The sequence below is a fragment of the Paenibacillus lutrae genome (genome assembly GCF_009757775.1).
Lineage (GTDB): Bacteria > Bacillota > Bacilli > Paenibacillales > NBRC-103111 > Paenibacillus_F > Paenibacillus_F lutrae.
Map to the genome: position 1 here is coordinate 547,638 of NZ_RHLK01000001.1, position 24,580 is coordinate 572,217.

Annotated in this window: 10 protein-coding genes and 2 pseudogenes; all 12 read right to left on the bottom strand. The window is 52.1% G+C overall.

All coding sequences use genetic code 11. The annotated features are described in order from the left end of the window. Positions 1-14 precede the first annotated feature (14 nt). Complete coding sequence (locus EDM21_RS02075) at positions 15-9,242, bottom strand: non-ribosomal peptide synthetase/type I polyketide synthase (protein ID WP_338043906.1); 9,228 nt, start codon at positions 9,240-9,242, stop codon at positions 15-17. A 4-nt stretch (positions 9,243-9,246) separates the two neighbouring features. Then, positions 9,247-10,428 (bottom strand): acyl-CoA dehydrogenase family protein, encoded by a 1,182-nt coding sequence (locus EDM21_RS02080; RefSeq protein ID WP_157332449.1) that lies wholly within the window; start codon positions 10,426-10,428, stop codon positions 9,247-9,249. 3 nt (positions 10,429-10,431) lie between these two features. Next, entirely contained in the window at positions 10,432-10,683 is a 252-nt protein-coding gene (locus tag EDM21_RS02085; protein ID WP_157332641.1) for an acyl carrier protein, read from the bottom strand. Between the two features lie 4 nt (positions 10,684-10,687). Further along, on the bottom strand, positions 10,688-11,752 hold the full coding sequence (locus EDM21_RS02090) for an HAD-IIIC family phosphatase (protein WP_157332451.1): 1,065 nt from the start codon (positions 11,750-11,752) through the stop codon (positions 10,688-10,690). A gap of 15 nt (positions 11,753-11,767) precedes the next feature. Beyond that, positions 11,768-12,619, bottom strand: a complete 852-nt coding sequence (locus tag EDM21_RS02095) for a 3-hydroxyacyl-CoA dehydrogenase family protein (RefSeq protein ID WP_166541778.1) — start codon at positions 12,617-12,619, stop codon at positions 11,768-11,770. Between the two features lie 4 nt (positions 12,620-12,623). Then, on the bottom strand, positions 12,624-13,355 hold the full coding sequence (locus EDM21_RS02100; protein ID WP_157332455.1) for a thioesterase II family protein: 732 nt from the start codon (positions 13,353-13,355) through the stop codon (positions 12,624-12,626). Beyond that, positions 13,356-14,897 carry a serine hydrolase gene (locus EDM21_RS02105; RefSeq protein ID WP_166541779.1) on the bottom strand — a complete coding sequence of 514 codons (1,542 nt, stop codon included), beginning with the start codon at positions 14,895-14,897 and terminating at the stop codon, positions 13,356-13,358. 17 nt (positions 14,898-14,914) lie between these two features. Next, a complete protein-coding gene (locus tag EDM21_RS02110) occupies positions 14,915-19,387 on the bottom strand; it encodes an amino acid adenylation domain-containing protein (RefSeq protein ID WP_235917976.1) in 4,473 nt (1,490 codons plus the stop codon). Positions 19,388-19,421: 34 nt separating this feature from the next. Beyond that, positions 19,422-20,438: a BtrH N-terminal domain-containing protein gene (locus EDM21_RS02115; RefSeq protein ID WP_235917977.1), complete on the bottom strand. Its 1,017-nt coding sequence runs from the start codon at positions 20,436-20,438 to the stop codon at positions 19,422-19,424. A gap of 280 nt (positions 20,439-20,718) precedes the next feature. Then, positions 20,719-21,059, bottom strand: a pseudogene (locus EDM21_RS02120) (DUF1801 domain-containing protein). A 167-nt stretch (positions 21,060-21,226) separates the two neighbouring features. Continuing rightward, positions 21,227-21,576, bottom strand: a pseudogene (locus EDM21_RS02125) (RNA polymerase subunit sigma-24); the annotation flags it as partial. Positions 21,577-22,016: 440 nt separating this feature from the next. Continuing rightward, positions 22,017-24,521 carry an excinuclease ABC subunit UvrA gene (gene uvrA / locus EDM21_RS02130; RefSeq protein WP_166541780.1) on the bottom strand — a complete coding sequence of 835 codons (2,505 nt, stop codon included), beginning with the start codon at positions 24,519-24,521 and terminating at the stop codon, positions 22,017-22,019. Positions 24,522-24,580 lie beyond the last annotated feature (59 nt).

The following is a 24,580-nucleotide window of genomic DNA, read 5'->3' on the forward strand; positions in this document are numbered from 1 at the left end:
TCCCCCGGGTTCGCTCATAGTCCGAAATCCCCCCGGACTCCAGCAAGATAGACAGGCTCGGGCTCCGCTAAATGATGAGCAATCGTAATGTCCCTCAGCTTCTTGTCCGGATTTGCCAGAACCTCGGATATAATATCCTGCATATAACCGGCAAAACGCTCAATCGTGTCCCTCAGGAATAAGCTGGTGCTGTATTCGAACTTGAAGGACAGTCTTTCTCCATCCTCCTCAGCGATTAGAGATAAATCAAAATGAGAAGCGTCATGAACGAACGGGAACGGCTCGAGCGTCAGGCCGGGAATACTCATCTCAGGGTTCTGCATATTCTGGAGCGCGAATACCACATCGAATACCGGATTGCGGCCCAAATCGCGATCCTGTCCCAACTGCTGAACCATTTCCTCGAACTGGTAATCCTGATTGGCGAATGCATCCAGCGTCGTGGCCCGCACCTTCCGGAGCAGAGCGCTGAAGCTCATCTCTTCATCCAGTTGATTACGCAGTGGCAGCATGTTGACGAATTTACCGATAATAAGCTGCAGCGAGGGCTGTTTGCGGCCGATAATCGGAGTACCTACAACGATGTCTTCCTGAACGCAAACTTTGGCCAGCAGCAGATTAAAGACGGCCAGCAGCGCCATGAAGAGTGTCACATCTTCCTTCAGGCAGAGCGTCTTCAGAGCTTGTGTCTGCTCTATGTTCAGTTCAAACGGAACCCGGCTGCCGGCGAAATTTCTGTTCTCCGGGCGAGGATAGTCCGTACGCAGGGCTAAACGCGGCACTTCCTGCAGCTGATTCAGCCAGAAGGCTCCCTGGCGTTTCTGCTCCTCCGTTTCCTTCATCCGGTTCTGCCATTCCGAAAAATCCTTATATTGCAGCACAAGCTCGGGCAATTCACGTCCGGCATACAGAGCCATAAAATCGTTCACGAATATATCCTGCGATAAACCGTCCGACACAATATGATGAAGATCCACCATCAAGACGTGCCGTTCATCCCCGAGTTTGATAAGTCCGGCCCGCATCAAAGGCGCACGGGTCAGATCAAAGGGGCGCACGAACTTCGCCACTGCTTCGCGTATCTTCTCCTCGGCCTCCGCTTCATTCTCAAGCGGTCCGGAGCCGGAGTTATGAAGCGGAAGATCGTCGCTGAAGTCCTCATATTCAAGCTCGAACCCGACGGTTTCGCTGATTTTCTGCATCGGTATCCCGTTAACCAGTTCAAATGAAGTCCGTAAACTTTCGTGACGCTCTATCAGCTGCCGTAGTACCGCTTCCATATGGGCTCTGTCGAGTCCGCCTTTCAAAATACCTGCGACAATTTCGTTATATCCCGTATGTCCCTTCTCCATCTGCTGGATCAGGTACAGACGCTTCTGCGCGGAGGAAAGCTCGTAATATTCACGCGTTTGAGCCTTTTCAATGTCGTGATAGGTGGTCTTTTCCGCCTCATCGATGTAGGCTGCAAGCTGCTGGATCGTCGGCATATTGAAAAAGACGGGCAAGCTGATTTCCACCTTCATTTCTTTATGAATCCCGGTTACGACCGTAATCGCTTTGAGCGAATCTCCGCCCAGTTCGAAGAAGTCATCCTGCACACCGATCCGGTCAATCCGGAAAAACTGCTCCCACATTCCGCAGAGCCTGCGCTGAGACTCCGTTACAGGAGCTATATATTCACCGGACAGCGCGGGACGGGTGTAGAAGCCGCCTTCTCCCTGCGGGAGCCGGGCTTCTTCTTGGGCCGTCCGTTTCACCCACTTGTCGATACGGTCCTGCAAGCTGCCGGTCGATAGGACAATCTGGCTCACTTCTCTGACTGACAACAAGCGCTTCAGCAGCTCGGTTCCCTCATCCGGTGCAATAAGCATTTCGGATATCGAGGCGCCCGCCTGCCCATGAATCGTCTGCTCTTCTTCCAGCTGCCAGCCGTCCCAATTGACACTGGTCCAGGCCGTGCGCAGGCGGCGATTGCGATCGTGTACATAAGCGTCCATAAAATGGTTCGCTGCCGAATAGGCGGTAAAACCTAATCCGCCGAGCATCGGAGACAGCGACGAAGCCAGCAGGCAGAAATCAAGCTCTTTATCAGCCAGCACCTCATCCAAAACATAGAGTCCATATAGCTTTGCTTGGAAATGCTGCTCGCTTAATTCCTCATCTGTCTCCTCAAGCATCCTAAAGGCAGCTTCTCCTGTTATTCCGGCTGCGTGAATAACCCCGTTCAAGGAACCGAACGCCGCTTCGGTTTGCCGGATGGCCTCCTTCATTTGCTCTTGATCCGACGAATTCGCTGTTAGTACAAGCACCTCGGCTCCATAAGACTGGAGCTGTTTAAGCTTGCCGATCTGGACACTGACTGTGTTTTCTGCGCCGTATTCGGCAAGCCACTGGTCCCATTCCCCGTTTGAAGGAAATGGTGAGCGGCTGGTGAAGACCAGCTTCGCCTGTACGCTTCGGGCCAGATGGCCTGCAAGGACTTGACCGATATATCCCAATCCGCCTGTGATCATATAGACGCCGCCTTGACGGAGCCCCGCCGCTTGGGCTTCCGGTTCTGCCACCTTAACCGGTTCATAACCGAGCACCCAGCGTTCGTTATCGCGATAGGCAGCCGCCAATTCGAACCGGGCAGCGCCAAATTCGTCCAGCAGGCGGCGGATCAGTCTTTCCCTCTGCCAGCTCCCCGCTTCCGGCAGGTTCATATCAATACTGTGACAATGAATGTGCGGTAATTCCTGCGGAATAACCCGGCATGGTCCGAGTACAGTCGCCTTCTCAGGGTAAAGGACCGATTCGCCGGCAATAGCCTGCATATTGTCTGTCAGCACCCACATGCGCATTTCATGCCCGGAAGCTTGTTTTTTTAATGCTTTTCCCGTGTACAACAAGCTGTAGTACCCGCGTTCTTGTGTGGACCTCAGCCATGATTCTCCGCCGTTCCGGGAGGTTGGAGCAGAGATTCCCCATGTGTGAAGCAGCAGGTCAGGAAATGTCCCCCCCGCCTTTAGGTCATCAAAAAGCTTCTTATAATGCTGTTCATTTTGCGGATTCAGGGTATATTGATCAGCTGACGCCTGCTCGTAGTGCTCGCCCGCATTAACTACAGTGATTTGTCCTCCACGCTCGGCGAGGGACCCCGCAATGTCGGCCGCCAGGCCGTATTCGTCTGCGAATACGAGCCAATTTCCGGCAATGTTTGCGTTTATGCCGGCGGAGCCTGGAAGAAGCTGCTCTTTTGTCCAGGTCGGCACATAGAACCAGTCGGTCATGTCGGGCAGCTTGCCCAGCTTGCCGGCTGAACTCTGAAGCTTGCTCTTGGCGCTTCCCGAAGGCAGCGAAGTTCCGGCTGATGATTCGATCCAATAGCGCTGTCTGGCGAACGGATAAGCCGGCAGAGAGACGCGCAGCCGCGGTCCTTCTCCATGGAATGCTCTCCAATCGGCGGACTGGCCGTAAAGCCACATTCTCCCGATGCGGTTAACGAGCAGTGAAGTGTCGCGTATACTGCTCTGCGCGGGAGGTACGAGGTTGAGCGCCTGCTGTCCGCGGCCTGTGTCAATGTAGCGGCGCGCCAGGAGTGTTAGATCCTGTCCGGGACCGATTTCCACGAACAGTCTGCCCGGCTGCTCTACAAGCCGTTCAATGCCGTCCGCAAAACGTACGGTATCCGTCATGTGCCGTGTCCAATAATCCGGGTCTGTCGCTTCTTCATCCGTTATCCAGTTCCCCGTCGTTGTGGAGACATACGGTATGGCGGGCGGATTCAACCGCACCTGTCGCACGGCTTCGGCGAACGGCCCCGTCACTTCATGAAGAAGCGAAGAATGTGCTGCCGTCGACACCGGCAATCTCATACAGACATACTTGCCTGCCTTCATTTTCTGCTCGAACGCAGCTATTTCTTCTTCAGGGCCGGATACAATGCAGGAAGGTCCGTTCACGACGGCCAGTGATAAGGACCCGCTGAGAAAGGGCTCTATATCCCGCTCAGGAAGAGGCACGCTGAGCATCCCCCCCGGCGGCACCTGCTGCATAAGCTCTCCGCGCAATATGATGAGACGCATGGCATCTTCCAGAGATATGACACCAGCCAGGCAGGCGGCTGCATACTCGCCGAAGCTGTAACCTATCATCGCCTCCGGCTTCAGTCCCCATGACTGGAGAAGACGAGCGAGCGCATATTCGAGCATGAGCATGGCAGGCTGGATATGCTTGGTCTGATTTAGTTGAAGAGATGCTGCCGCCGAATCCGCTTCTGCGTCCGGATACAGCATTTCCTTCATATCAGAGCCGGTAATGTCCAGATACAGACGCAGGCAGCGGTTCATCTCTTCCCGGAACACGGGCTCAGTCTCATACAACCCCTGCCCCATGCCTATATATTGCGATCCTTGCCCGGAGAACATGAACACGATTGAACCGCGCTCCTCCCCGGACGTGTTGGAAATTACTTTGCGTGTATCGAAGCTTGCCCCGTCGGCTGACGGCGTCAGTGCCGCTGCCGCTTCTTCTAGCGTGCTGCAAGACAGCATGCGCCGGTATTTGAAGGGATGCCGTCCGGTCTGCAGGGTGTACGCAATGTCGGCCAGATTCGCCGAAGGATGCTCTTGCAGATAGGCGCCCAAATTAGCCGTCATCGAATCGAGCGCAGCCGGTGTCTGTGCGGACCATAACAGCACCTGATTGGCCCGGCCCTTCCCTGCGGCTTCCCATGCAGGAGCTTCCTCCATAACGACGTGAGCATTCGTTCCGCCTATTCCGAAGGAACTGACGCCGGCACGCAGGGGATGAACATCGCTGCGCCAATCGGTCAAAGCGGTGTTAACCACGAAAGGACTGTTCGCAAAATCAATATTCGGGTTCGGGGTCACATAATGCAGGCTTGGCGGAAGCTGCTTATAATGAAGCGCCAGTGCCGTCTTGATCAATCCGGCCACCCCTGCTGCGGCATCCAGATGTCCTATGTTTGTTTTTACGGAGCCGATGCGGCAGAAACCAGTCTTGTCCGTCTGGAATGCCTTCGTCAACGCCTCGATCTCGATCGGATCGCCAAGCGTAGTTCCCGATCCGTGCGCTTCCACATAGGTGATGCTCTCGGCCGGAACTCCTGCGGCTTCCTGGGCTCTGGCGATAACATCCGCCTGGCCCTGTACGCTTGGCGCCGTATAGCCGACTTTGCGGCTGCCGTCATTGTTGATAGCGGAGCCTTTGATGACCGCATAAATCCGGTCACCGTCTTCGATAGCCGCATCAAGCGATTTGAGCGCAGCGAAACCGACACCGTCACCGCCTATCGTCCCTTTTGCTTTGGCATCAAAAGTACGGCAATGTCCGTCCGGCGACTTAACCATTCCTTCTTGATAAAGATACCCGGATTTATGAGGGAGTACGATGGACGCGCCGCCGGCCAGAGCCAGATCGCAATCTCCGTTAAGAATAGACTGGCAAGCCAAATGAACAGCTACCAGAGAGGTGGAACAAGCCGTTTGCAGACTGATCGCAGGACCTTTTAAATTCAGCTTATGAGAAATACGGGTGCTGACCGTGTATGAATCGTTCAGCGAATCAACCTCAAACATGTCCGACAAGTTCCCGTGCAGTCGGTCAGACAGCTGCGAGAGCCAGTGGAAATTGTTCGTGACCCCGGCAAACAGCCCGATAGACCCGACATACCGCTGCGGATCGCAGCCCGCGTCCTCCAAAGTATGCCAAGCGCATTCGTGCAGCAGACGAACCTGGGGATCCATAATCGCCGCCTGATCGGGAGTGTAGCCGAAGAAGGCCGGATCGAAGTGGTCCATCTCATCCAGTACACCTTTCGCTTTGACGAACTCCGGCCGTTCCAAGAGCTGACGGTCAAAGCCATACTCAGCCAGCTCATCGTCCGAAAAGAACGAGATCGACTCTTTGCCCTGCTGCAAATTGCTCCAAAACTCCCTAATATTCCGTGCGCCAGGGAATCTGCCGGCCAACCCGATGACAGCGATGTCCCGGCTGCCTTCATTTCTGCGCTTCGCACTGCCCGATTGAGCCGGGGAAGGCTGTTCGTCCTTGCCTGCGGCGGCTGCACCCTCGTTCTTCCGATCTGCCGATCGTTTAGTATCGCCTGCCAAATGCGCAGCCAGTTCATACACGGTGGGGTATTGAAACAGGGTGACGATGGGGATGGTACGCTTGAGTTGTCTTTGCAGTTTGCTCTGCAGTTGAATAAGGTTAATCGAATTGCCGCCTACTTCAAAATATTTATCGTGGATACCGATTCGGTCCAGCTCAAGCACGGCTTTCCAGGCATCCGCGATCAGACTCTCCAGCTCTGTCCTCGGCACCGCCGCTTCCTGAATCTCACGGGGAGGTTCCACAGGCGCAGGCAGCGCTTTGCGATCCAGCTTTCCGTTGGGTGTGAGCGGAATTTGTTCCAGGTAGACAATGTGAGACGGTACCATGTAATCCGGCAATTTCGCAGCAAGATAAGCCCGCAGGTCAGATACGGACAGCTGTCCGGATGCGGCTACGTAGGCGCATAATTCAGTCTGAGCGCCCCGCCGCTGCACCGTCACCGCTGCTTCTTGCACAGATTTGTGCTGCAGGAGCATCGTCTCGATTTCACCGATTTCGATTCTGTGGCCGCGGATTTTTACTTGCTGGTCTATTCGTCCCATATATTCAATGGTTCCGTCTTCCAGCCAACGCGCCATATCGCCTGTCTTGTAGATCATCCCGCTTGAGCGGAAGTGATCGGGTACAAACTTCTCCGCCGTCAGATCCGGCCGGTTCAAGTACCCGAGCGCGACACCGTCACCGCCCACGATCAGCTCGCCCGGAATGCCTATAGGCAGCAGGTTATCATAGCGGTCGACGATATAAGCCGTGGAATTGCTGATAGGCCGGCCAATCGGAATATGCTCATTAAATTCGCAGTCGATACGGAAACAGGTCGAAATGACTGTGTTCTCGGTAGGACCGTACGCGTTCCAAATCGTCAGGCCGGGACATGCTTGCCGGACGGCTTCAATGTGTTTGGGGGAGAGTACATCGCCGCCGACGACCAGGTTCCGGATCCCGGTGAACATTTCCGGACGCTGCTGGGCCAGCTGATTGAATAAGGCCGGAGTCAGCAGTCCGCCCGAGATTGCGTGCGTTCGCAGGAAGTCATCCAATCTGGCATTGTCCAGCAGGGTATGCTTGTCCGCAATATGCAGACTAGCCCCGTTTAAGAGCGCGCCGAACACTTCGAATGTCAGAGCGTCGAAGCCGATTGCTCCTGCCTGAAGGACGCAGTCCCGCGCTTCAAACTGGACGTAGTTCGTATTCCGGACCAGCCGCACGATGCCCCGGTGCCCGACAATGACGCCTTTAGGCTTACCGGTCGAGCCGGAGGTATACATGACGTAAGCAGGCTCTTCCGGCCCGCCCGCCGGAGGCAAATCGGACGCTTCGCCCCGATGAAGCAGCGCTTCATCCAGCTTCAGCACTTGAACATCTTCCGGTATCAGAACCTCAAGACCGGGAGAAGCCAGCACCTTGCCCACGTTGCCATCGGACAGCATATAGGCGATCCTCTCGGCAGGATGGGCGGAATCAAGCGGCAGATAGACTCCGCCCGCTTTGAGAATACCGAAAATCCCGGCAACCATTTCAGTGGATCGGTTCGCCATCAAGCCCACAACCTGACCGCGCTGCATGCCTCCCGCCTGCAGCACACGGGCAATCCGGTTGGCCTGTTCATTCAGCTCGCGATACGTATAAGATTGCCGCTCATCTGTTACAGCCGTGCTCTCAGGAGACAACAGCGCCTGTTCCCCGAAGAGCTCATGAACGGTTTTCTCACTGGGATAATTTGAAGTCGTCAGGTTGAATAACAGAATTTGCTCCCGCTCTTCATGAGTAAGAATGCCGATATCTTTGAGCCTGGTCTCCCGGTATGCGGTAACCTGAGTGGAAGCCTGAATGATTTGCTCAAGAATGTAAAGATAATGGTGAGCAAGCTTCTTGACCATATCCTCTTGATACGCCTGTTTATTATAGGAGAAGGTTATTTCCAGCTTGTCCGTGACTGTAATGCGGATTGTCAGATCGAATTCGGTTTCTTCCTCAATATGATGAGGTTCAATCGTAAGCGGTCCGTCCGTGCTTGTAACGACTTCATCCAGCGGATAATTCTCCACTACAACGAGAGAATCAAACGGACTTCCTTCAGTCCTGAGCCCTCCGTAAGTTTTGATATCCGACAAGGAAGTGTTCGCATGCTCTTCACTCCCTTGAATGGATGCATTCACCTCGGCCAAGAGCTCGGGCAGCATTTTGTCCAGGCCAGCCGTCATGCGAAACGGCAGCGTATTGATGAATAAGCCGACCATGTGCTCCATTCCGGAAATCATCGTATTGCGTCCAGACACAGTGGTACCGAACAATACGTCGTCACTGTTGGTATAGTGCTGAAGCAAGATACCCCACGCCGTATAGAAAAGTGCGGCTTGTGTCACTTCTTCGGAACGGACCCACTGGTGCAGTCCGGCAGTGAAGGAGCGGCTCCGTGTTTCGGTGAATGCAGCCATAACCGGTGTCCCCGAAGCTTTGGCGCTCCTTGTTGCGATGGGCCGATTCTGCATGTCATGCAGGTACTGGCTCCAGTAGTTTTCTTGCGTTTGCTTATCCTGCTGCTGCAGCAAAGAAATGAACTGCTTGAGGGACGGCTTATGCTGCCGCTCCGGCTGTAGCCCCTGCGCCAGCATAAGGTAGGCGCTCCGCCATTCCTTCAACAGAATACCGGTGCTCCAGCCATCGAACAAGATATGGTGAAAGCTCATCAGCAGTGTGTGTTTACGTTCGGACTGCCTGCACAGCGTCAAGCGGAACGGCACCTGATCCAGCTTGAATTTTTCCTTTTTATCGGCGGCAATCCGTTCTGCAATCAGCCCAGCTTGTCTATTCTCGTCATAACCGGAATAGTTCTCGTAACGAATAACGGGATGGTGTTCCAGCAGCACGATTTGAACAGGCTGATTCACCTCTTCCCAGCGGAACAATGACCGCAGCGCCTCGTTGGTCTGCACAACATAGGCCCACGCCTGTTCAAACAAGGAGGGCTCCAGCTCTCCGCTAACGTCAAGCGCGATCAACTCTACATACTGCGTAGTTTCGGGATCTTTCAAGTATTGGAGCAGCATCCCGGACTGCATAGGGGTCAGTGCCAAAATATCTTCAACATTGCTTTTGTCCAGCTTTTGAGGTCCCTTCACGTTTTCACCCATCCTTTCCTATTCGAACTTCCTCCTGCTTCTTCACCGCATATTTGCGAAGTCCGTATTGAGAAATGACCTGCTGCTGAATTTGGCTGGTGCCTTCGATAATTTCCAGCACCTTGGCTTCCCGGAATAACCGTTCGGCAGGGTAGCCGCTGCGGCAACCGTTGCCGCCGTGGACTTGCACCGTATCGTTAGTAACTTCAACAGCGACTTTCGATGTAAAATATTTGGCGATCGCTGTCTCGTCCACCGCTTCCGCCGCCCCGCTTTTGCGCATTTCACCTGCGGCAATGCAAAGCGTTCGCGCGGCATGAACCTTGGTGACCGCATCGCCAATCAGCCCTTTGACCAGCTGGAATTGGTGCAGCTTCTCGCCGAACTGGGACCGCGATATCGAGTACGCAACCATCGCTTCCAGCGCCTCGCCTGCAATTGCCGCTCCTGCCCATGCAATGCTGTACCTGCCGTGATCAAGCGCCGTGGATACAATATAAGTAAAGCCGCCTCCTACGATGCCGAGCACGTTCTCCGCAGGGATCTTGACTTCATTAAGCTGAATCTCCGCAAGATGAGCCGCCCGGTTGCCCAACATGCCGGGCATCGGACTTGTATGCACCCCTTCACGTTCTCGCTCGACGATGAATGAGGTGATTTGTCCGCCCGAATCGGCTGCGATCACGACGAAAAAATCGGCGATAGCGGCGAAGGAAATCCACTTCTTGGTGCCATTCAGAATATAATGGCTCCCTTCTTTGCGGTAGGCGGTCTGTACGCTTTTCGCATCCGAACCCACATTCGGCTCCGATAAGGCGAACGCGCCCAGCTTCTCCGCCCTCGCCATCTTCGGCAGCCAGTATTTTTTCTGCGCCTCTGTGCCGAAACGCAGCATGGTCTCTCCCAGCAGTGAGGTTTGAACGGTTATGAGAGCTCTCGTATTGCAGCATGCTTTGCCGATCTGCTCCGTAAATAGTCCATAGGCCACCGGGTCCAGTCCCAGACCGCCGTATTCCTCCGGCCAGCTGGCCGCCAGATATCCCCGCTGTCCCATTCTGTCAATTAAGCTGCGGGGAAGCTCGCCTGTGACATCAATTTCCCCTGCGAGCGGCCGGATTTCCCGGGCGGCAAAAATTTTAGCCTCCTCTATAATTTGGGCGGCAGAAGCGCAAGTCTGAGCAATCATCGCTTAGGCCTCCTGCTTATGCTTTTCGATTAGCTTTACGATGTTGTTAAGCGTGCTGAAATTGGCGATATCCAAATCCTCATTGCTGACCGTAAATCCGAATTCTTGTTCAATGTAGCTGAGAAGTTTCATCGCGAACAAAGAATTGACGAAGCCCTTTTGAAAAATATGATCATCGTCGGTGAACACGGCCTCATCCTCAAATACAACCAGATTGCTTTCAATAAAACTGCGGATTTTTTGTTTAGTTTCCATCATGTTACCCCTTTCTCCCTGCAACCGTGACCAGCACATCAATATAAGGCGGGAACGGCTGAATTTGATTTAATTTGTTCACGAACAGAATATTGCCTTCGCCATCGTTGGAGACTTCCGTAAAATTGGCGAAACGGTACGTAACATACATCATCTTGTTTCGGTCCGTCTGCTTAAAGTCGGCCCTAAGCACTTTTCCATCGTTTTTCGCCTGCTGCATGATATAGGTGAGCATAACGGTACCAACTCCGCGAGACATCACCCTGCAAGACATAAGCAGCATTTTCAGATGCCAGCAGCTTTCCTGCAATTCGATCAGAGCGAGCCCGATTTTGCCGTAGGAGCCGTACTTATCCGTCAATTCACACACCAGCAGAATATGATTGTCCGATTGTCTGATCCTGTCCAGCTCTTCATAGCTGTACGTATACCCCGTCGCATTCAGCTGATTCGTGCGGATTGTCAGTTCCTCCGCCCGCTTCAAGTCCTCCTCTCTCGCCTCGCTTATGACAAAGCGCATGCCGAGCGAACTTAGAAACGCCTCTTGGGGTCCCGTGAACGATTCTTCTTCGTTTTTGCGCTGTATGTCTTCCAGATACATGGCGCGTCGGCGTTTTGAATCTTCCGTAATGAACCGGGGATTCAGACGCGGGTGACCGAGCAGTGTCTCACATGGCGTCACATCCATGCACTCTACTTCGGGATGAACGCTCAGGACCTCATCCCGTTCGAAGGGCTGATCGTCGATGAACAAAATTGTGTCTATTCCGATATTCAGGTTCTCGCGTATTTTATCAATCGACATGGATTTGGCATTCCAATTGATTTCGGGATAGAGAAAATAGCTGTCGATACCAAACGCCTTCAGCTTGTCCATCGCATGCTCCGTATCATTGCGGCTTGCGATCGATTGCAGAATGCCGCGAGAATCCAGCTCCGCGAGAAGCTCCCGCATGCGCGGCTTCAGCATGACCTCCTCCGACTCCAGCAAAATGCCGTCCCACATCGTATTGTCCAGATCCCAGATCACGCATTTGACTTCCTTAAGCTTTTCCGCTGCTCTATCCATCGCTATCCCTCCCTACTAGCTGTAATCGAAAAATCCTTTTCCTGATTTTTTGCCCAGGTAACCGGCATCTACCATCTTTACGAGCAGCGGGCAGGGCCGGAACTTCGGGTCCTTGTAGCTGTCCTGCAGCACCAGCAGCGAATTCAGAATGGTGTCCAGGCCGATCAGATCGCATGTGGCAAGCGGCCCCATCTTATGGCCGAAGCCCAGACGAAAAATCTTGTCGACATCTTTCGGCTCTGCGACTCCGTCCTGCACGGTCCAAACGCATTCGTTAATCGTCAGCATAAGGACACGATTCGTTACGAAACCGGGAAAATCTCGAACAACTACCGGGACTTTATCGAAAGATTTCAAAAACTGCTCCCCGGTGGCAACGGTCTCATCCGAAGTGTGTTCGCCCCGGATGACTTCGACCAATTCCTTCATCGGAACCGGGTTCATGAAATGCATGCCGATGACATTCTCCGGCCTTGGCATTAGCGAGCCAACCTTCGTAATGGAAATGCAGCTTGTATTAACGGCATAGATTGTATGTAGGCCACATACTTTGGACAGCTCCGTAAACACCTCTTTCTTAAGTTCCCATTCCTCTGTCACGTTCTCGATAACAAACTGGACGCGTTCGAAATCATCATAGCCCGTGGTAAAGGTAATCCGGGAGAGAACGTCTTCCACGGTAAGCTGCTTCGCCTTCGGCTTGACCAGCTTCAGCAGCCGAAAATCTGTACTAATTTTTTCCTTGGCCCGATGCAAAATATCTTCGTTAATATCTTTGAGCACCACTTCGTATCCATAACAAGCCAGATCCAAAGCAACGTCACTGCCCATTACACCCGCACCGACTACTCCGACCGTTCGTATCATCAATTCACGACTCCTTTTTAGTGGACATTTGTACAACAGGGCTGCGCAGCACATCATGGATGAGCGACACTACCTGCTCGGTATGTTCATTTATGAAAAAATGACCTCCTTCGAACTCATAAAGTTGACAGCCCCTGCTGCCATATGAGGCCCACTCCAGAAGGTTAAAACCTTCTGTCGCTTTATCCTCTTTTCCGTTGAGTACGGATATATCACAGTGAATAAGCTCCGCCCTGCTCTTAAAGCCGTGCGTTTCCACCAGCTCCAGATCTCTCCGCAGTCCCGGCAAAAAGAGCCGCAGCAGGTCTTCCCGCTCAAATAATTCGTCATCGGTTCCACCAAGCTGCCTAATTTCTTGCTGAAGTCTTGCATCCGACAGCAGATGCAGCGGAAGACTCCTGCGGGCGTGAGGGGGATAAGTCCCCGAGACGAATAAATGGACGGGCTCGCGCCCCCTCTTCTTCTTGACGGCATGCGCCAGCTCATAAGCGATGAGGGCTCCCATGCTGTGGCCGAAGAACGCAAAATCAGCTTCGTCAATCTGCTGGTCCAGATATCCGTATAAATCGTCGACCATCTCATCCATGCTGCCGTAATGGGGTTCAAGCAATCTTTTTCCCCTTCCGGCCAGCTCAACGGGATGCAGTTCAATATCGCCGTGCAGATGGCGTTTCCATCTCGTATAGATGGTGGCGGAGCCTCCGGCGTAAGGCAGGCAGAACAACTTGCATTTCATTTAGATCACCTCCTCTGCAGAAGTGGGATGAACCGGCCCGGAGCGGCGTTTCGTTGATGGAAACAACCAGACTGCAAGAAAGAAAAGGAACGCGAGCCCGACGAACAGGTAGAGCGCATAGACGAGCCAGATGACCGTCACAGGCGACCATACCGCGACTACCGCAAGCGGCAAGCCCGCAAAAGCAGCCTCGAGCAGCAGCCCGATTCCCCACAAAGAGCCTCCGGTCAGCAATAGCGCAGCTGCCAGGCCGATGAGTCTTCTTCCTTTTGGGGGAACGAAGACGCGCCGCTGACGACGAAGTTGTCCTGGTATTCCGATCGCCTTACCCGCCATCATAAGCATGAAGACACTGATAAGACTCAGCAAGATCATCGAAATGCGATCAAGCTGCGGATAGAAATCCGCTTCAGCGGGCGGAAGCTCCTGCTCCCGCAGCAGGCTCATCAAACCTTGACCGATATGGAACGTATAGGCGGAGTTGATGTTAGCGAGTACTCCTACACCGAGCTGCTCTTGCGGACGCATGATGAAATAGGACGAGAAATTAGGGTTAGAGCCCTGGTGCGAGAGCTCTTGGCCGTCCGCCGTTACAAACCATCCTGCGGCATAGTAGGCTCCGCTTGCGTCCGGTCCTACGCTCGTATCGGGCATATGGGAACGTTCGATGATGTTCCTGTCCGTCTCGGAGATACTCCTCGTCCCGAGTTGGAGCAGCAGCCACTGCCCGATATCGACCGCACTGGAGACTAGGTAACCGGCGGGTGTGTTTCCCCTATAAACGGGCGCTTCGTATAAACGAGGCGAGCCGAAACCGATCTTATATCCCTTGGCGAGCCGCTGCGGGCCTTTCAGCTGTGCGGCAGGCACCGTGTTGTTCATGCCAAACCGCTGCAGCAGCCCGGACATGTAGGCTTCGTATGACATACCCGAGACTTCCTGGATGACCAGTCCCAGGACATCATAATTGATGGTGGCATATTGATATTTATCTCCCGGCCGGCTATCCAGCGCAGTACCCGATAACGCCCGAACCGTCTGTTCCAGCGCCTGTTCTCCCGAACTGATCGGGATGGAAGCGAGCGAAGCGAACGGCACTCCGCTCGTGTGGTGCAGCAGTTGGGCCAGCGTCACCGTAGCCGGCTGTCCTTGATACGTTAGCGAGAGCCACGGAATATAGCGGGTGACCGGATCGTCGAGGCCAAGCGCGTTTTCACGCTCCAGCTCTAACAAGGCTAAGCCTGTGAATGCTTTGGAAGTCGATCCCAATTCAAATAATGTCGTGCTTGATGCCGGAATTCCCGCTGCTCGATCGGCCTGCCCGTATCCCTTCGTATAGACCACCTGATCCCCGCTTACGATTACAACTGCGGCTCCCGGGCTTTGCGCTTTCGCCAGTTGGGCCTGCACGAACTCGTCGACGGCAGTCGTATCTATATTCGTCTGTCTCGGCGGAGAAGGGGCTCCGCCTTCGGCGGCTGCAGCTGGCGGACTGACTAACAGCAGCATCATCAGTACGTAGAAAGCAAGTTTCTTTACCACGATTGTTCGCCCCTTTATTAATTGAAGAGTACGTCAAGTTCTTCTTGTGCGAGCTTGACCGTCTCAAAATCAGCGGGCGTAAAATCAGCCTGTTCCCTGTCTGAGCCTAACTGAATGACTTCAGCCAGCCGCTGCATAAAAACTTGGATGAACGCGTCCATAGTATCCCGGCTGAACATGGCCGTGCTGTATGTCATGCGGACCTGGAGCCTTTTATCCGTAATCATGGCCACAACATCGACCAGGCAGGACAACCTGTTGCTTGGGCATGTATCGCTTCCGGTATCATCCCCGGCAATGGCGAGCACGGGACTGTTCAAATGATTATCGATTTCTCCCATATAATTGAAGCGGAGCAGGCTGTCACAGCTTTTCGGGACGGCTCCCGAACCATATGCCAAGATGCCGTAGTCAATTCCTTTGTTCGGGATTGAGCGAAGCTGCCCTTGGATGCTCTTGATGATCCCCGCTGTTTTTGTTTCCGTCATCAGGAGGTTAACGGGATACAGCGAAGTGAACCACCCCACGGTTCTGGATACATCCATGTTCTCGAACAACTCTTCGCGTCCATGTCCCTCCAGTTCGATCGTGACTTTATTCTTGCCGGTAACGGCCCTTACGGCCATTGCCAGCGAGGCGACCAGCAAATCGCTCGCATGAGTTCGGAATGCGGTATTCGCCTCCCCCAGCAGTTTGCGCGTCTCCTGCTCGGTGAGCTCCTGAACCAGCGTATCGCATACGGCAAGCCGGTTATCATCCGAAGGGAAATCAGCATCGAGGCTGCCTTCTGCGTTCTCTACGATCGACTTCCAGTAGTCGAGATGCTCCATTGCCTTCTCGCTGCTATAAGCGTCTACGGCATCCGACCAGGTTTGAATGGAATGTGTTTTATCCGGCAGAGTCAGGACCGCCCCGGTTAAACCCGCTTTCAGCAGCCGGTCTAAGTCTTCCAGCATAATTCGCCAGGATACACCGTCTACAATCAAATGATGTGCGGTCAGCAAGAGACGTTGTCCGCGCTTTCCTTCATCAACTACAAGCGCTTTGAACAGCAGACCTTGTCCGAGACGTACACTTGCTTTGAAAGACTCGGCTTGTTTCTTCAAAGCCGCAGCCCGCTCACCCTCGGGAATGCCGGCAAGGTCGAAGCGGATAAGCTCCACGTCCTCGCGTCGGGCAGTCCGGTACACGAGGCGGCCGGCATCAACCTGCAGCCTCAAGGCGTCATGATGGCTGATTAACGCAAATAACGCTTCGTGAAGCTGATCCATGGGCACTGCCCGAGTTAGGCGGAGTAATACCGACTGCGCGTAGTAATGAGGATTATTCCATTCTCTTGAAAAAAACCACGATGTAATCGGCAGCGCTTTAACTTCCCCGTAACTCGGCCCTTGCTCAATCGGAGCAGCGGTGTTTATTTCAATGAGCGCAGCCAGTTCACGGATAACCGGATAGCTCATAATTTGCTGCACCTTCAGCTGATAACCGGCTGCCTTTACTTTCGATACAATCTGTATCCCCTTGATAGAGTCGCCACCCAGCCGATAAAAATTATCCTGAACCGTTATTTCATCCAAACGGAGTACATCCTTGAATGTATCCATTAACATCGCTTCGACTCCACTGGTCCGTCCGGTGTCGCTTGTTTCGATGTACGGTTCCGGAGCCGGTAAAAGACGCCGGTCCACTTTACCGTTCGGAGTAAGCGGCATTTGATCGAGACGGACAAAATAAGCCGGTATCATATAGGAAGGCAGCACATCTGCCAGTTTCATTCTCAGCTCCAGAGCCGTAAGCTGTCCCGCAGCGACATAATAAGCGGCAAGCTGCTGATGCCCGTCTTCTCCGGTGCGGTCCATGACGACGGCTTTTTCGATGCCGTCGATTTCAAGGAGCTGATGCTCGATCTCACCCATTTCAATGCGGTATCCTTTAATTTTGACCTGATGATCAATCCGGCCGTAATATACGATGTTGCCGTTCTCGTGGCGCAGGGCCAAATCACCCGTCCGGTACATCCTTTTGCCCGTAAGGAAAGGGTTAGGCAGGAACCGCTCTTGTGTCAGCTCATCCCTGTGCAAGTAGCCCCGGGCCACCCCGTCCCCGGATATATAGATTTCGCCCATCGATCCGTTCGGGACGGGCTCGAGCTGCTCATTCAGCAAATATATCTGCACATTGTCAATAGGTTGTCCGATCGGAACGGATACCCCTTCGTCGCTATTCGGATCATACCGGTAAATCATACAGCCGACTACGGTCTCGGTCGGTCCGTACTCATTGAGGATTTCAATCCCGCCCCGGCTGTGTTCATAAACTTCACGAGCCAGCGAGCATTTCAGGTCCTCACCGCCCACAATGAATGTCCGGACCGAGTATGCGCTGAAATCCATGTCTTTGATGAGCGCCAGATGAGCCGGCGTCAGCTTGATAACTGTGACCTTGTTGTCTTCCACAATTCGTTTGACGATAAAGTCGCTACCGTCATCTTCATAGATTTCGATACGGCTGCCGCTAATTAACGGCGCAAAGATAGAGGTCACGGTCAGATCGAAAGCAATAGAGGAATATAGCGCAAAGACATCGTTGTCCGAGCGGATATACGTTTTGCCGGCCCACCAGATGTAGTTCACCAGTCCCCTGTGCTCGATCATCGCACCTTTGGGATTGCCGGTTGATCCTGAGGTGTAGATCATATAGACCAGATCGTCTGCTGCAATCTTGGCATTCAGATTACTCCCGTCCTGGTCGTACAGACGCTCATCATCGAGTGCAAGAACCTCACCCCTGTAAGACAACTGCTCCCATTCCCTGCCGCTCGTCAGCAGCAGCGAAGATCCGCTGTCCTTCAAAATATACTCGATCCGTTCCTTGGGATATTCGGGATCGATCGGAAGATAGGCCATTCCGGCCTTGATAACCGCCCAGATCCCGACAACGATTGACAGAGAGTGCCGGTCCATGATGGCTGCCGGTGTGTGAGGGCTCACTCCTCTCTCCAGTAAAGCTCGGGCCAGCCTATTGGCGCGTTCGTTCAGTTCGCCGTAAGTAAGCGATTGTCCCCTGAATGAAACGGCCATGCGATCCGGAGTCCGTTCGACTTGTTCTTCAAACAGCTGCAAGATCGTTTTATGCGAGGGATATTCGCAATCCGTTGTGTTGTATGTATACAGAAGCTTCGTACGCTCATCCGGCAGAAGCAGCTGCAATTCATTAAGTGCGGCATCGGGACGGCTCAGGACTTGATCGGTTAAATAGAGAAGGCGGTCATGCATTTCATCGATCTGCTTCTCCGTGTAGTCGCCTTCTTTATAATCGAAATACAGCTCCAGTTCTTCATCCGGTGACCATTCGGTAACGATGAGCTGCAGGGAATACAGCTGATTGCCGTTATTCACTTCGACTTGCTGCATCTTCCATCCAGGACCGAAATTCCGGTCGAATGCCGTATTATAATAGTTCACGCAAATTTGAAATAATTGATCCAATCCCCGCTGCTGAAGCTGAAGATCCTGTACGAGCAGGTTATACGGATATTTCTGATGAAAATAACATTGAATGAGTTCTTGATTAACGGTATGTATGAATGAAGAGAAAGACAACTCATGCTCGATGTCAATGAGAAAAGGCATCGTGCTCGTAAACATCCCGAATGTATTTTTTTCTTTGGCCCCCGTACGATTTAATACAGGAGTGCCTATCAGGAGGCGGTTTTGCTGATTCGCTTTGTGGAGATAAAGGAGCATCGTTGCTACGAAAAAAGTATTCAACGAAATATGATGGGTTTGTGCAAATTCGCGGATGGCAGCGGAAGCAGACCGGCTTATCGAGAATTTTTTGCGGTTACCTGCAGTGCCGATTGCTGTATGATGCAGATCAATGTCATGGATGTGATCGAATTTATTATTCCAATAATTTTTATTTTTCGTAAAGCGAGGAGATGACAAATACTTATGTTCTTGCTCAATATAATCCAGATAGGTTGGACGGGGCTCGTGGCAAACTTCCTCCCCTTGCATCAATTGTGTATAAATTTGGTTAATGTGTGTCGTCATTAATTTAAAAGACCAGCCGTCCGAGATAATATGGTGGAATTTTGTCAGATATGCGCTTTCTGTCTCACTGATTCTGACAAGAACAAAATCATACAAATGTTCTCCGTCCAGTGCCAGCGGTTTGGCGAACTCGGCACTCACCCAAGCATCCACATCCGATTCCAGGGCCGTAAAATCCATTAGCGGGAATGTCCTTCTGCTATACTCCGTCACCGTCTGCTGCACCGATCCGTCCTGCTCGGCAACCCGGATGCGGACGGCATCATTAAGCCGGATAAATTGATTGATCGCTTCCTCCAGTAAAGAAAAATCGACGGGGCCGTAAATTTTGATAAGTCCACCGATGTTATGTATGCTCGTACCCGGGTATATATTTTCTACATACCAAATTCGTTTTTGCGGATGCGTCAGTGGATAGAGCTTGCCTGCCTCCATAGAAATAACCTCCAATCGGAATAAGTTACGAATACTAGGAAACAACCCGATGATCCAGCGCTTTCAAAACCGTTCCCAATATTCGCTTTTCGCTTTCCATGATGTGAGTCATTTCGTCGAGTCCCTGCTTCAGAATGTAATCCTCCCCCGTTAAGGCATACTTCATCAATAAATGACGCAAACTGAATGCTTGCTCTTCTATCGGCTGGAAGCATTCTGCAAAATCCGGTGAAAGAAGGCCCTGCTCGCATAAATAACGGATCCGCAGCCCCATCATTTTCTTGTGCTCCCATAGAATGTGGATGGGCCGGATATCCCGCTTACGTACAAGTACAGGCATGTTACGAATGAGCGCCGCATAAACATTCAGCCCGAATGCAGCTTCCAGCGGGTTCGCCGTTCCCCGGTTACGCAAGGAAATATTGCTGCCCGCTATATACTCTTCCAGTGATTCTTGGACGAACGCTGCATCTAACCGGTAACTTCCCGATTTATTGAACTTATAGAGGTAGATTTGTTCTTCATAGTTGTCCGTCCATTCGAGGTTCTGGAACCCTTGCTCCATTTCATGGTACGGCACCACGGTCTTCTGGAACTGCATCTCCTCATCGTAGCCGAGAACAAGAAATGTTCTGCTCGCATCATCGTAACCGTAAACCAGAATATCGTGAGCATAATGAGTTTGTTGATAGACTCGTCTCCGTGGGATATAGAATTCATCCACATGCAGAGAGACGGTATATTTGGAACGGATACTATTTATCAGAAATTCGGTAATTCCGGGCGGTGAATCCAACACGAAGTCTCGCTCCAGTTTTTGTGTGATCAGCCACGGACAGCGGATAAAATCTTCTCCGTAAAAGGTCATAGGCACAGAGTGTGAAGCGGCTTCTCCCTCAAGGTCCTGATGACAATAGAGATGGATGAAATTGCTGTAAAACCATGGCAGCGCCTCATTGCGGGTGAGTATCGTACAAAGGGGATACGCCAGATACTGATATCCGACAAGAGGCGGGATGCTCAATTCCAGTTCTTTGATACCCAAATTCATACTCACTTCTTTCTTAAATCTGTTATTTTGTAAAATAATGAAGCATCATAGGTTTACCTGTAAATAAATAAATTAACTAATTTATGTAATTTTTTTCTACATCCATACTCCCATAGATGTATTTTATTGTCAATATCTAATATATTTCAAATACATACTTTTTCGATCTCTTAATATGTAAAGCTCCGTCTGATTAAGAATAGACTGGAATGTTCATCTCCTCCCCAAACTAAAAAAGAGCAGAAACAGGACCCCTGCTTCTACTCTTGCTTGGAACGGATTATAACGTGCTTGAAGCTTGAATGACCAATGGCACAAGATATCCGGGCTCAAAAGAATCCCCTTGGCGCAGCTTCATTGTTTTTCTTTCCGGCGGTCCATCGAACTTATCTTCAGGAAGTTCCAATGCAGCAGCATTAAATAGGGTAAAGCTGACTGTATCTTTGGATGTCGAGATCACTGCCGCATATTTGCCGTTTTTCAGAAAATGAGGCTTTTTATACTGTATACGTTCTTGTACATCCGGTATGGCCTGGTGGATAACCTCGCGAAGCTTACTAGCCAATTCTCTCTGCCAAGATTCTTTTAGCGCTTCAATAAATCGCTTACTTCCTGATTCATTTTGCATACTCTCCCTTAGTATTCGATAATATTAAATTTTTTTAACATGCTCATTGGCCCTTCTAAACGTTGCAGGATGCTTGCTTGAGGCAGCGGCTGCTGTCCTAAGCCTTCCCTACTAGTACGTCGGACGGGATACGCCCTAATCGACACGCCTGATCCTCACATTATTCGTCATTATTCCTGCATGCAGCAGCACGGTTCAGCAAAAGCTCCCGCTCACGGGCATTTCGCGTCATAGAAGCCGCCCGTTCGAATTCAGCACAGGCTTCACCGAACCGTCCCAGCTTTACCAGGAGATCGCCTCGAACGCTCGGCAGCAGATGGTAGCCTTTGAGGGAAGGATCGCCGCTAAGCGCATCGACGATTTGCAAACCGAACGCCGGCCCGAACGACATAGATATGGCAACCGCCGGTTTAACTCGACTATCGGTGACGGCGCTGCTCTTGACAGGGCTTCGTACAGAGCTGCAATCCGAATCCAGTCCGTCTCAGCCGCCGTCGGGGCCGTGAAGTGCTCTGATAACAGATCAGCCAGCTGCACCTGGCCGGGGAATTTCCGATAGCTGAATGCACCCGCTACCAGTATAAGGGGCGGCCCATGGCAACTTTGTCATACGTGATTTTTGTACCATCCCGGGAAGTTATTGAATACATGTGAAGTCTCCTTTGCCGTATGACAGATTGTTAGCTCTAGCTTAAAACGAATAACAGTTTTTGGAAAGCCTTTCTTTCGTGAAGACATGCCGCTGTGATGTCCCGGTTCCCCGGGTGAAATCAACCTCTATTAAGACGACGAACCATTGACGGCAATATCGACATAGCGCAAATAAATTTTTGTTATTCAACAGTTGAAAGGACTTTAAACGCTATCGTTTTGATAACATGCAAAAAAAGCCCTTGCGATCGATTTCGCAAGAGCTCTTTTGTTAGACTAATAAATACCTCCACTTATATTTAAAGCCCTTCGGCCAGAATCCGTTTCAAGAACCTGCCCGTGTAAGATGCCGGCACTTGTGCTACTTGCTCCGGCGTACCTTCGGCTACAAGCTTGCCGCCCGCCGCGCCTCCTTCCGGTCCGATATCAATCACCCAGTCGGATTTCCGGATCAGTTCCAGACTATGCTCGACTACGACAACGGTATTTCCTGTATCGACCAGTTTATGGAGCAAGACTTGCAGCTGTTTGATGTCAGAGGGATGAAGGCCCGTCGTCGGCTCATCCAGCAAATAAAGGGTATGGCTCTTGGACGGCTTGCTCAGCTCTTTCGCCAGCCTGATCCGCTGTCCTTCCCCGCCGGATAAGGTTTTGACCGATTGCCCCCATTTCAGGTAACCTAGCCCTACCTCACACAACATCTTGATTATCCCTGCAATTTTGTTCTCCGATTGGAGAACCGGCAAACTTTCCTGAATCGACATATTCAGCAGATCAGAGATGGAGAAGCCCTGATACTGAACCTGGAGCACCTCATCTGTAAATCTCTTTCCTTTACAATCGTGGCACTTCACCTCCAGATCAGGCAGAAAATTCATATCGACGGACAGCACACCCAGACCTTGGCATGTCTCGCAGCGGCCTCCCGGCGTATTAAATGAGAAATGCTTGGAGGTCAGTTTTCCTGCTTTGGCCTCCGGCAAGCCTGCGAACATCTGCCGCAGGTGGGTAAAAACATCGGTATAGGTTGCGACATTCGAGCGCTGGATTCTGCCCATAGGCGTTTGATCAAAGATCACGATGTTACCGACATGCTCCAAGCCCGTTATTCCCTTACAGCCGGTGTGCTCCTGTTCTTGGGAACTTCCTTGCGCAAGTATATCGAATACAAGCGTAGATTTGCCCGAGCCCGAAACACCGGTTACAGACACCAAACTGCCTAGCGGAAAGGAAACGACGGGAATTTGAAGATTCCGCACGTGTGCTTCTCTGATCGTAATATGCTGTCCGCTTCCCTTTCTGCGGATGCGTGCGGGAGATGGAAGACTCGCTTCCTTCAAATAGGCTCCCGTAACCGAAAGCTCACTGGCCATCAAATCTTCCAGGCTGCCTTCCCCTACAACGCTCCCCCCGTAAAGACCGGCACCGGGACCGATATCGATAATATGATCGGCAGCACGCATCATCTCGACATCATGCTCGATAACGAGCACGGTATTGCCCAGATCGCGCAGCTCCTGAAGCACCTGGATGAGGCCCGCCGTGTCCCGAGGGTGAAGCCCCGTCGTCGGTTCATCCAGAATATACAACACGCCGGTCAGTCCTGAACCGAGTAGCGATGCCAGCCGCAGCCTCTGCGCTTCCCCGCCGGACAGTGTTACTGTCTGCCTGTTCATGGAAATGTATCCGAGGCCGACATCCATAATCCGTTGTAGCCGGGTGGGCATATCATGGAGGATCGGCTCAAGCAGATGACGTCCTTCGGCCGGTACCACTGCCAGAAGCCCCCTCGTCCACTCAAATACATGACTGAGTGACCAGTCAGATACATCAGAGATGGTTGCATCCGCTACCCGAATATCGCGTATTTCTTTTCTCAGACGGGCTCCGCGGCACTCCGGACAAAGCTGTTCATGAAAAAAACCGCCGTCTTTTTCCTGCGCGCCAGCCTCACCTTCCTTCTCCTTGTAGCGCCGCCATAAGCTAGGGATAACACCTTCAAATTTAGTTCCTTGGGGTGGTTTCATATCCGGATAATGACGCTTGAATGCCTCACTCTCAACTCCGTAGTACAACAAATCACGCTGAGTTTCACCATACTCTTTCAAGGGCTGATCAGGGTCAATCTCAAATCCGTAATGTTTGCCGGCCGCAACTAAAATACGGATCTGAATATCGCGATGGACACCGTTCAGCGAGGCAACTCCTCCGCCGCGTATGCTGAGCTCCTGATTGAATACCGCCGTTTCCTTGATGCTTGCCACATGCCCAAGCCCGCTGCACACTTCGCATGCTCCCTCCGGTTTGTTAAAAGAGAAATGTGGCATGCCCAGCTTCTCAAGCTGCGTATGACAATGCGGACAGCTCATCATCTGAGAGTCCATGTCCTCGTCTTCCTCCGCCAATAATTCTGCCGGCTCAAAAGAAGGCGGAATGCTTCCGCTGCACGATGGGCATACACGCTCCCCCATCCGTGAAAAAATAAAACGGACATACGTATAGATGTCTGTCACAGTCCCGACTGTCGAACGCGGATTGCGGTTAGTGACATGCTGTCCGACACTAATAGATGGCGACAGTCCTGCAATAGACTCGACCTTCGGCTTGCTGATAGAATCCGACGTCAACCCCATGGATTCCATGTACTGCCTCTGGCACTCCCGCTGAAGCGTATCCATGGCTAAGGTCGATTTGCCCGATCCTGATGGTCCAGTTAGGACAACCAGCTTGTACTTTGGAATCGTCAGAGACAGATTCTTAAGATTATTTTCCCGCGCACCTTTAATAACAATAGCTTCCTTCACATAAATCCTCCTCTTGCTTCATTTTGAACCTATAGTTTTGAACGTATAGTGGAAGGGCC

What these genes read in the sequence shown, in the direction of transcription:
- EDM21_RS02080 (WP_157332449.1), bottom strand. Translation starts at nt 10,428, where the DNA reads ATGATTGCTCAGACTTGCGCTTCTGCCGCCCAAATTATAGAGGAGGCT.
- EDM21_RS02085 (WP_157332641.1), bottom strand. Translation starts at nt 10,683, where the DNA reads ATGGAAACTAAACAAAAAATCCGCAGTTTTATTGAAAGCAATCTGGTT.
- EDM21_RS02090 (WP_157332451.1), bottom strand. Translation starts at nt 11,752, where the DNA reads ATGGATAGAGCAGCGGAAAAGCTTAAGGAAGTCAAATGCGTGATCTGG.
- EDM21_RS02095 (WP_166541778.1), bottom strand. Translation starts at nt 12,619, where the DNA reads ATGATACGAACGGTCGGAGTAGTCGGTGCGGGTGTAATGGGCAGTGAC.
- EDM21_RS02100 (WP_157332455.1), bottom strand. Translation starts at nt 13,355, where the DNA reads ATGAAATGCAAGTTGTTCTGCCTGCCTTACGCCGGAGGCTCCGCCACC.
- EDM21_RS02110 (WP_235917976.1), bottom strand. Translation starts at nt 19,387, where the DNA reads ATGGAGGCAGGCAAGCTCTATCCACTGACGCATCCGCAAAAACGAATT.
- EDM21_RS02115 (WP_235917977.1), bottom strand. Translation starts at nt 20,438, where the DNA reads ATGAATTTGGGTATCAAAGAACTGGAATTGAGCATCCCGCCTCTTGTC.